Origin of the sequence: Streptomyces sp. 8N706 (assembly GCF_052245415.1) — a bacterium.
Classification (GTDB): domain Bacteria; phylum Actinomycetota; class Actinomycetes; order Streptomycetales; family Streptomycetaceae; genus Streptomyces.
Genome location: NZ_JBQQBW010000022.1, coordinates 69,434 through 78,619, shown reverse-complemented (window position 1 = coordinate 78,619; position 9,186 = coordinate 69,434). Strand labels below are relative to the sequence as shown.

Below are 9,186 nucleotides of genomic sequence, written 5' to 3'. Positions count from 1 at the left end.
GACGGCACGATGATGCGGCTGCCTGAGCTGGTCCCCTTCGCCCGCAAGCACGGACTGTCGATCATCTCCATCGAGGACCTCATCGCCTACCGCCGGTCCGCGGAGCCCACCGTCCGGCGCGAGGCCGAGACCCGGCTGCCCACCGCCTTCGGCGACTTCCAGGCGTACGGCTACCGCTCCACGGTCGACGGCGTCGAGCACATCGCCCTCGTCCAGGGCGAGATGGGCGACGGCGAGGACGTGCTCGTACGGGTGCACTCCGAGTGCCTCACCGGCGACATCTTCCACTCGCTGCGCTGCGACTGCGGCCCCCAGCTCCATGAGTCGCTGCGGCGGATCACCGCCGAGGGCCGCGGCGTGGTGATCTATCTGCGCGGGCACGAGGGCCGCGGCATCGGGCTGCTGTCCAAGCTGCGTGCCTACGAGCTCCAGGAGCGCGGCCGCGACACCCTCGACGCCAACCTGGAACTCGGCCTGCCCGCCGATGCCCGCGACTACGCCGCGGGCGCCCAGATCCTCGCCGACCTGGGCGTACGGAGCCTGCGGCTGATGACCAACAACCCCGAGAAGACCGCCGCCCTCGTCCAGCACGGGCTCCGCATCAGCGGCCGCGAGCCGATGCCCGTCGAGGCGGGCGAGCACAACCTCCGGTATCTGCGCACCAAGCGGGACCGGATGGGGCACGAACTGCCGTGGCTGGACGGCGAGCTCCCCCTCGCCTCGCTGGGGGGACCCCCCACCGCCTGCCGCAACCAGTGAGCACACCAGCACCAGAACACGCCGGGCCCGCGAACCCACCGGAACCCCACCGGAACCGGGCCGGCACCGATCAGCACCGAGGAGAGAAGTGAGCGGTAAGGGCGCCCCCGAACTGTCCGTCAAGAACTGCGGCGACCTGCGTGTGGCCGTGGTGGCCGCGCAGTGGCACGAGAAGGTCATGGACGGCCTTGTCGACGGCGCACTGCGGGCCCTGCACGAGCTGGGCATCGACGAGCCGACGCTGCTGCGCGTCCCCGGAAGCTTCGAGCTTCCCGTCGTCGCCAAGGTCCTCGCCGGCCGGGGATACGACGCGGTCGTCGCCCTCGGTGTCGTCATCCGCGGCGGCACGCCGCACTTCGACTATGTGTGCCAGGGCGTCACCCAGGGCCTGACCCAGGTCTCCGTCGACACCGGAGTCCCCATTGGATTCGGGGTGCTGACCTGCGACGACGAGCAGCAGGCCCTCGACCGGGCCGGGCTGGAGGGCTCGAAGGAGGACAAGGGCCACGAAGCCGTCACCGCGGCCGTGGCCACCGCCGCCACCCTGCGTACCGTCGCCGAGCCATGGCGCTGACCGGCGGCCCGGCGGGCGCTGAGCGCCGTCCGCAGCGGACCCGGTAGGTTAAGGGCACCATGGCGAACAAGACATTCGAGGAGCTCTTCACCGAGCTCCAGCACAAGGCCGCCACCGGCGACCCCAGCACCTCCCGCACCGCCGAGCTGGTGGCCGCGGGTGTGCACACCATCGGCAAGAAGGTCGTCGAGGAGGCCGCCGAGGTGTGGATGGCCGCCGAGCACGAGGGCGAGGACCGCACCGCAGAGGAGATCTCCCAACTCCTCTACCACCTGCAGGTGATGATGGTCGCCCGGGGCATCTCCCTCGACGACGTATACGCTCATCTCTGAGCCGCGACGAGGGCGGGGGCGCAGCCGCCCCTCCCTCGCGCCGCTTTCACCCCCAGAAACCAGGCACAACGCCCGAAAGTGAAGGAACCGCTCCATGCTGCGCATCGCCGTCCCCAACAAGGGTTCACTGTCCGAGCCTGCGTCGGCGATGCTGCATGAGGCCGGCTACAAGCAGCGCAAGGACCGCCGCGAGCTCGTCCTCGTCGATGCCGACAACGACGTGGAGTTCTTCTTCCTCCGCCCCCGTGACATCGCCGTCTACGTCGGTTCCGGCCGCCTCGACATCGGCATCACCGGGCGCGATCTGCTGCTGGACTCCGGGGCGGACGCCGAGGAGATCCTCCAGCTCGGCTTCGCCGGGTCCACCTTCCGCTACGCGACCCGTCCGGGCACGGCCAAGGACGTCACCGAGTTCGGCGGTATGACGGTGGCGACCTCCTTCTCCGGGCTGGTCACCCAGCACCTCGCCGACAACGGCGTCGACGCCTCCGTCGTACGGCTCGACGGCGCGGTCGAGACCGCCATCCAGCTCGGCGTCGCCGAGATCATCGCGGATGTCGTGGAGACCGGCACCACCCTCCGCAACGCCGGTCTGGAGATCATCGGCGAGCCGATCCTGCGCTCCGAGGCCGTCGTCGTCCGGCGCACCGGGGCACCCGCCGACGATCCCAAGGTCCAGCAGTTCCTCCGCCGTATGCAGGGTGTCCTCGTCGCCCGGCGCTACGTGATGATGGACTACGACATCCGCGTCGAGCAGGTCGAGCGCGCCGTCGCCCTCACCCCCGGCCTCGAGTCACCCACGGTCTCCCCGCTGCACCACGAGGGCTGGGTCGCCGTCCGCTCGATGGTGCCCTCCAAGGACGCCCAGCGGGTCATGGACGAGCTCTACGACCTCGGCGCCCGCGCGATCCTCACCACCGGCATCCACGCCTGCCGCCTCTGAGCCGCCGTCGTCCCCCCGGCCCCGTCCGCCCCGCCCGATCTCCGCTGTCCGCCGTTCACCGAACGAGGAAGACCGACCCGTGTCCGCCGCCGCGCCCCAGCCCGAGCTCCCCGTGCTCCCCGTCACCTTCCGGCCGACCCGTACCCGGGTCGTCCTGCTCACCGTCGGGGTGGCACTGCTCGCCGTCCTCACCGTGATCGCGCTGCTGCTGCCCACGCTGAGCCCGGGGGAGCGGATCACCTTCATCGCCACCGGGGTGCTGTTCTTCCTGGTGCTGCTGCTGCTCAGCCGCCCCAAGGTCGTCGCCGACCACGGCGGTGTGACCGTGGTCAATCTGACGACCAGGCGCCGCCTGGAGTGGGCGGAGGTCCTGCGGGTCAACCTCCGCCCCGGCGACCCCTGGGTCCATCTGGACCTGGCCGACGGCACCAGCCTGCCCGCGATGGGCATCCAGCCCGGTATCGCACGGGCACAGGCCATCAGAGACGCCCGTACGCTCCGCGCCCTCGCGGAGGCCCACGGCACAGGGTCGTCCGAGGGCTGAGCGGGCGCCGCCCGGGGCCCTGTCGCACAGCTCTCGGCCCGGGCGCCTTCGCAGGCAAATTCCGAATGATTACTCTGTCTTATGGCGGCGCGGTGGGCGCGCCCCGCCCCGCACCCACCCGGGCCGCACGCATACGCGAGCCGCGGGGCCACCTGCTAACCGAGGAGTGACACCCCCCGGCAATGGACGGATCGTCCTGTAGTACCTGCGCCGCCCCTCTCGTTGAGGCGGCGGCATGACCCTCCCCCTTCTGCTGCTCGCCGCGGCTTTCGTTCTGATTCTCGCCAACGGCTTCTTCGTGGCCGCCGAGTTCGGACTCGTCACCGTGGAACGGCCCGAGGCCGAGCGCGCCGCGGCCGGCGGTGACCGCCGGGCCCGCACCGTGGTGAAGGCGCTGCGCGAGCTGTCCTTCCAGCTCTCCGGCACCCAGCTCGGCATCACCATCACCTCCCTGGTGGTCGGTATGCTCGCCGAACCCGCCCTGGCCCGGCTGCTGGCCGGGCCCTTCGCGGCCACCGGACTCCCCGCAGGCGCCGTGCCCGGCGTCGCCGTGGTCGTCGGCATGCTGACGGCGTCCGCCGTCCAGATGGTGATCGGCGAACTGGTGCCGAAGAACTGGGCGGTCTCCCGGCCGCTCCAGGTCGCCCGTTTCGTCGCAGGCCCGCAGCACGCCTTCTCCCGCTTCTTCCGGCCGGTCATCGCGCTGCTCAACACCGTCGCGAACCGGCTCGTACGGGCGCTGGGCGTCGAGCCCACGGAGGAGCTGGCGTCCGCCCGTACCCCCGATGAACTGGTCTCCCTCGCCCGCCACTCCGCGCGGGCGGGAGCCCTGGAGCAGGACACCGCGGACCTGTTCGTGCGCACCCTGTCCCTCGGCGAGCTGACCGCCCAGCATGTGATGACCCCGCGGGTGCGGGTCAGCGCCCTGCAGTCCTCGGCGACCGCCGAGGACGTGCTCAACCTCACCCGTGCCACCGGCCTTTCGCGCTTCCCCGTCTACCGTGAGCGGCTCGACGAGGTCGTCGGCATGGTCCACCTCAAGGACGCACTGGCGGTGCCCGGGCACGAGCGGCTGCGCACCCCCGTCGGCCGGATCGCGGTGGCCCCGCTCCTCGTACCGGAGACCCTGCCCGTCCAGCCGTTGCTGGAGCAGTTGCGCAGCGACCAGCCGATCGCCGTGGTCGTCGACGAGTACGGCGGCACGGCCGGAGTCGTCACCCTGGAGGACATCGTCGAGGAACTCGTCGGTGAGGTCCGCGACGAGCACGACGGGGACGACCTGCCCGAGCTGGTCGCGATACCGGCCGAGGAGGGCCGCTCGCTCTGGGACGCCGACGGCAGCTGCCGGGTGGACACCCTCCGGCGGATCGGCCTCGATGCGCCCGACGGGCCGTACGAGACGGTGGCGGGCCTGGTCGCCGACCTGCTGGGGCGGATCCCGGCACCGGGGGACACGGCCGAGCTTCCGGGCTGGCGGCTGGGGGTGCGGATGGTCGAGCACCACCGCGCCGAGCGGGTCCGGATCGCCCGGTACGAAAGCGTGAAGGCGGCCCCGCGATGAACGTGCTGCAACTTCTCTTCGCCGTTCTGCTGGTTCTCGGGAACGGCTTCTTCGTGGGCGCCGAGTTCGCCCTGGTGTCCGTACGCCGCAGCCAGATCGAACCGCTGGCCGCCGAAGGGTCCTCGCGTGCCCGCACCGTCATCCAGGGGCTGGAGAACCTGCCCCAGATGATGGCTGCCGCCCAGTTCGGCATCACCGTCTGCTCGCTCACCCTCGGCGCGGTCGCCGAGCCGACCGTCGCCCACCTCCTGGAGCCGGTCTTCCACGCCGCGCATCTGCCCGAAGGAGTGATCCACCCCCTCGGATACGCCATCGCGCTGGCGCTCGTGGTCTTCCTCCACCTCGTCATCGGCGAGATGGTGCCGAAGAACCTCGCCATGGCCGCCCCCGAGAAGACCGCGCTGTGGCTCAGCCCCGCCCTGGTCGCCTTCGCCCGGCTCTGCCGCCCGGTGACTTCGTTCTTCGGCGCCTGCGCCCGGCTCGTCCTGAAGCTGTTCCGTGTGGAGCCGAAGGACGAGGTGGAGGCGGTGTTCACCAGCGAACAGCTCACCCACCTGCTGGAGGACTCCCGGCAGGCGGGGCTGCTCGACCCCGGTGAGCAGGAGCGGCTGGCCGACGCCCTCGAACTGGGCAGTCGGCCCGTCACCGACGTTCTGCTCGACCGGGCCGGACTGGTCACCGTCGATCCGTCGGTGACGCCGCGGCGCATCGAGGAGCTGACCGTACGCACCGGGTACTCGCGCTTCCCGGTGGTCGCCTCCGGCGGCGCCTTCATGGGCTATGTGCATGTGAAGGACGTCCTGGACCTGGAGGAGTCGGACCGTGCGGTGCCGCAGCGCGTGTGGCGGCCGATGACCACACTCCGCGCCGAGCTGCCGCTCGACGACGTGCTCACCGTGATGCGCAGGGCGGCCACCCATCTCGCCCAGGTCGTCGACGGGTCCGGCAGGGTGCTGGGACTCGTCGCCCTCGAGGACGTCCTCGAAATGCTCGTCGGCGAGGTCCGCGACCCCGCGCACCGGCGCCCGGCGCGCTCCGCACGCCGGCCGGACGCCCGGGTCTCGCCCCAGCGCACGCCCACATCCGGCCACGACACACCGTCGTCGCCCGAACGGTCCGTCTCGGCACGAGTCGGCTGAGCCCGCCGCGGCGGGCAGGTGCCGTACGGACAGTGCCGTACGGACCGGAGGGTACCGAGCTCCCACCAGCTGCGGGTGGTGGGAGCCGGGCGGCGTTCCGGCAGCGCCGGTCTGCGTGAACGGGGCTCTCGGCGTCGTGGTGCGAAGGCCATTGCGCCGGTCGTGGCGAGCACGTACAGAAGCGCTGCCACCGACAGCGCCCCGCCGTAGCCGGGACGAGAGCGCCGACCGCACCGGGGCGTACTGTGGCGCCCCTGACGCGGACGGAGCCCGCCGTCAGGCGAGGGGGTCCTGGGGGCCGCGGCCCAGCGGGCCCCGGCCCGAGAGCACCTCGCCGTACGCCTGCATCAGGTCCGGCAGCCGCAGCGTGGCCAGATCCTCGCGGGTCGGCGCGCCGCTGTAGCCGGACAGCCGCAGATCGCGGTACGCGCAGCTCTTCTCGTACAGGGTGCGCAGGAACCGGCCGTTGCCCAGTTCGTCGATCCAGCCCTGGTCGACGACGTGCCCGCTGATACTGCGCAGTTCGTCGACGGCCTCCTCGTCCCAGCAGTCGCCGTTCTCGGCGGCCAGCACCTCGCCGATCTTCGTCAGCTCCAGCGGCCGGTAGCTGGGGAAGTCGACGCGGGTGGTGAAGCGTGAGCCCAGCCCCGGGTTGGTGGTGAGCAGCCGGTCCATGCCCTCCGGGTAGCCGGCGAGTATGACGACCAGGCGGTCGCGGTTGTCCTCGGCGCGCTTGAGGAGGACCTGCAACGCCTCGTCCCCGTAGGCATCGCCCTTGCTGTAGGCGGTGTTGGACAGGCTGTACGCCTCGTCGACGAAGAGCACCCCGCCGAGCGCCGAGTCGATCAGCTCGTTGGCCTTCACGGCGGTCTGGCCGAGGAACTCGCCGACCAGATCCGCGCGCTGGGCCTCGACCAGATGGTCGCCGCCGAGCAGCCCGAGGGCGTAGAAGACCCGCCCGAGGATCCGGGCCACCGTGGTCTTCCCCGTCCCGGACGGCCCGGAGAAGACGAAGTGCCGCTTCGGCGGCTGGACGGGCAGGCCCTGACCGGCCCGCAGCCGCGCCATATGGAGCTGCGCCGACAGGGCGCGCACCTGCCGCTTCACCGGCTCCAGCCCGACCATCCGCTCCAGCTCGGCCAGTGCCTGCTGGAGCAGTACGGGATCGGGCGGGCCCGGCGGCAGCTGGGACGGGGACGGCTTGACCGGGAGGACGGCCTTCTCCCGCACGGCGTCGGCATCCACCGGGGCCATGCCTGGAATCAGCTCGTCCGGATCCGGCACGGTCGGCAGCTCCCGCCCCTCGGCGCCGGCGTCGGAGGAGAGCAGATCGGGGTCGGTCGTCGCGTCGAGGGCGTCCTGGCCGATCCCCGCCAGCGACACCGGCGCCAGATCGCCGGACTCCTCCAGGCCGTCCCCCTCGGCGATCGCGGCGAGCCGCGCCGCGGTGTCCATGAACGCCGGATCGACCCGGTGCACGGCCCGGTAGAGCGGCAGCGCGGCGGCGCTGCGGCCGGTGCCCTCGTGCGCCCGCGCCAGCCAGTACCGCAGCTCCTTGCGCTGCGGCTGCTCGCTGCGGCAGCGCATCAGGGCCGCCGAGAGCAGCGGCTCGGCCTGGCCGTACATCTCCAGCCGGACCCGGGCCATACCGCCGAACAGCCCCGCCTCGATGCCCAGCAGCGGGTCGTCCAGCAGCGGCTCGGTGTGCCGTACGAGCTGCTCCCAGTCCTTGACGAGATAGGCGCGGCAGGCGTGCAGAAACCGCACCTGGCGGTCGGCATCCACGGGCGGACAGCCGGCCAGGGACCGGTCGAGCTCCGGAACGTGGCGGCCGTCGAGCCAGTGGGAGGCGTGGGCGAGCAGCAGGTCGCGGGGGCTCTCCAGAACGGGCTGGACCCACCAGCCGAGCCAGTACCAGGAGTTGAGTGTGCGCCGGTGGCGGGCGCGCTGCTCACCGAAGCGGTCCCGGTGGCGGTACATCCGCAGCAGCGCGGTCGTGGTGTCGACGCGGAGCGCGTGCAGGCCGAGCCAGGCGTCGGCCATCCCCTGGTCGATGCGCACCGCGGCCCGGAACTCCTCCTCGGCCTGGGCGTACGCACCCATCGTGTAGGCATCGACGGCACGCAGCCAGGCGAGATCGGCCGGGGCGTCCGAGCCGTGCCGCATGCCGAAGTCCATCAGGTCCCCCACAAACCGTGCCCCCGTGGTGTGCCGCCGGGCGTGTGCCGGGCGGCGGACTTGCCGAACCGCCGCGCTGTGAACGGGAGTTGTCTCATCTCTCGGAACGCATCGTACCTGCGTCGTCACCCGTCGCCGAAGGGTGGCGCGCTGCCGATCGGAGAAGCGGCCCGCTGACGACCGCGGCCGGTGGGCATACGCGGGGCGGAGGAGAGCCTTGAGGGAGTGGTGACGGAGGGTGAGGAACCGGGGGCGCGGTGCGCCCGATTTGGGGCACCTGCGTGGATCCTGGCCGGGTCCGGGCAGAACGAAGCCCCCGATCACGGGGGAACAACCGGGGGCTTCGCGTCTGTGGTCGGCCTCACGGCCGCACGGTGAAAACGTAAGACCTGTACGGCCCCCAGGTCAAGCCGAGTTGGGGCACTTGCCCGGAGTTCTCCCCGAGCGGGGCCGCGCCCCAGGCGCACCCTGTCACACAGAGTGAAGGAATGAGCCGCTCATGCGGTCGCAATCGGCCCCGCACGCAACACGTACCCCTCCTGTCTCTGCTGTACCAGCACATCGGCGTACGGGCGTGAGGGATCGGCGGTGAAATGCCGTTGCTCCGCTCGGATCCAGCCGGTCCAGAATCCGGACAGGCCGGGGCCATCACGCAGCCGGCCGCGTTCCCAGGCGGTGTACTCCGGCACCTCCATCCACAGCAGACACGCCAGATAGGGGCGGAGGGCGCGGCGCCCGGCCCCGACGCCCTCGATCAGGACGACCGGCGCGGGCGGCAGTTCCTCCTCATGGGTGAAGCGTCGCCGTACCCAGTCGTAGGTGCCGTACCGGGCGGCCGTGCCGTGCTCGAGAGGGGTGAGGATCTGTTCGCGGACCCGCCCCGTCCACGCGAACAGCTCGTCGTGGGTGGCCAGATCGTCCAGATGCACCATCGGCGCGCCACCGAGCCCGGCGGAGAGCCGGGCCGCGAAGGTGCTCTTTCCGGACCCGGCGTGGCCGTCGACCGCGACAAGCCGCACCGGACCGCAGGACGGGGACAGGGCGCGCAGCCGGACCGCGAGAGCGTCGAGGGAGGCCGGGGCGGCCGGCGGCATCGGTTCCGGCGGGGTCGGGTCCGGTGACGTCGGTTCCGGCGGGGGCGGTGGCGTCGGTGGGG

9 protein-coding genes are annotated in these 9,186 nt (G+C 71.9%); 7 read left to right on the top strand and 2 right to left on the bottom strand.

All coding sequences use genetic code 11. The features are described from left to right. The 7 genes from ribA to ACTWQE_RS11465 all read left to right on the top strand — a co-directional run. Window positions 1–759: GTP cyclohydrolase II (gene ribA, locus ACTWQE_RS11495; RefSeq protein WP_443328780.1), on the top strand; the 759-nt coding region annotated here is incomplete at its 5' end. 88 nt (window positions 760–847) lie between these two features. After that, a complete protein-coding gene (gene ribH / locus ACTWQE_RS11490) occupies window positions 848–1,333 on the top strand; it encodes a 6,7-dimethyl-8-ribityllumazine synthase (RefSeq protein ID WP_443328779.1) in 486 nt (161 codons plus the stop codon). 59 nt (window positions 1,334–1,392) lie between these two features. After that, a complete protein-coding gene (locus ACTWQE_RS11485; RefSeq protein WP_443328778.1) occupies window positions 1,393–1,665 on the top strand; it encodes a phosphoribosyl-ATP diphosphatase in 273 nt (90 codons plus the stop codon). A gap of 94 nt (window positions 1,666–1,759) precedes the next feature. Beyond that, complete coding sequence (gene hisG, locus ACTWQE_RS11480) at window positions 1,760–2,608, top strand: ATP phosphoribosyltransferase (protein WP_443328777.1); 849 nt, start codon at window positions 1,760–1,762, stop codon at window positions 2,606–2,608. 79 nt (window positions 2,609–2,687) lie between these two features. Beyond that, window positions 2,688–3,152: a PH domain-containing protein gene (locus tag ACTWQE_RS11475; protein WP_443328776.1), complete on the top strand. Its 465-nt coding sequence runs from the start codon at window positions 2,688–2,690 to the stop codon at window positions 3,150–3,152. Window positions 3,153–3,387: 235 nt separating this feature from the next. Next, the gene (locus tag ACTWQE_RS11470) at window positions 3,388–4,713 is read left to right on the top strand and encodes a hemolysin family protein (protein WP_443328775.1); all 1,326 of its coding nucleotides are present in this window, start codon (window positions 3,388–3,390) and stop codon (window positions 4,711–4,713) included. Further along, on the top strand, window positions 4,710–5,852 hold the full coding sequence (locus ACTWQE_RS11465; RefSeq protein WP_443328774.1) for a hemolysin family protein: 1,143 nt from the start codon (window positions 4,710–4,712) through the stop codon (window positions 5,850–5,852). Before ACTWQE_RS11470 ends, ACTWQE_RS11465 begins: the two co-directional genes overlap by 4 nt. A 276-nt stretch (window positions 5,853–6,128) precedes the next feature. On the opposite strand, the gene ACTWQE_RS11460 is transcribed toward ACTWQE_RS11465, so the two are convergent. Then, window positions 6,129–8,030 carry an AAA family ATPase gene (locus ACTWQE_RS11460; RefSeq protein WP_443328773.1) on the bottom strand — a complete coding sequence of 634 codons (1,902 nt, stop codon included), beginning with the start codon at window positions 8,028–8,030 and terminating at the stop codon, window positions 6,129–6,131. Window positions 8,031–8,527: 497 nt separating this feature from the next. Further along, window positions 8,528–9,124: a uridine kinase family protein gene (locus tag ACTWQE_RS11455; RefSeq protein ID WP_443328782.1), complete on the bottom strand. Its 597-nt coding sequence runs from the start codon at window positions 9,122–9,124 to the stop codon at window positions 8,528–8,530. Window positions 9,125–9,186 lie beyond the last annotated feature (62 nt).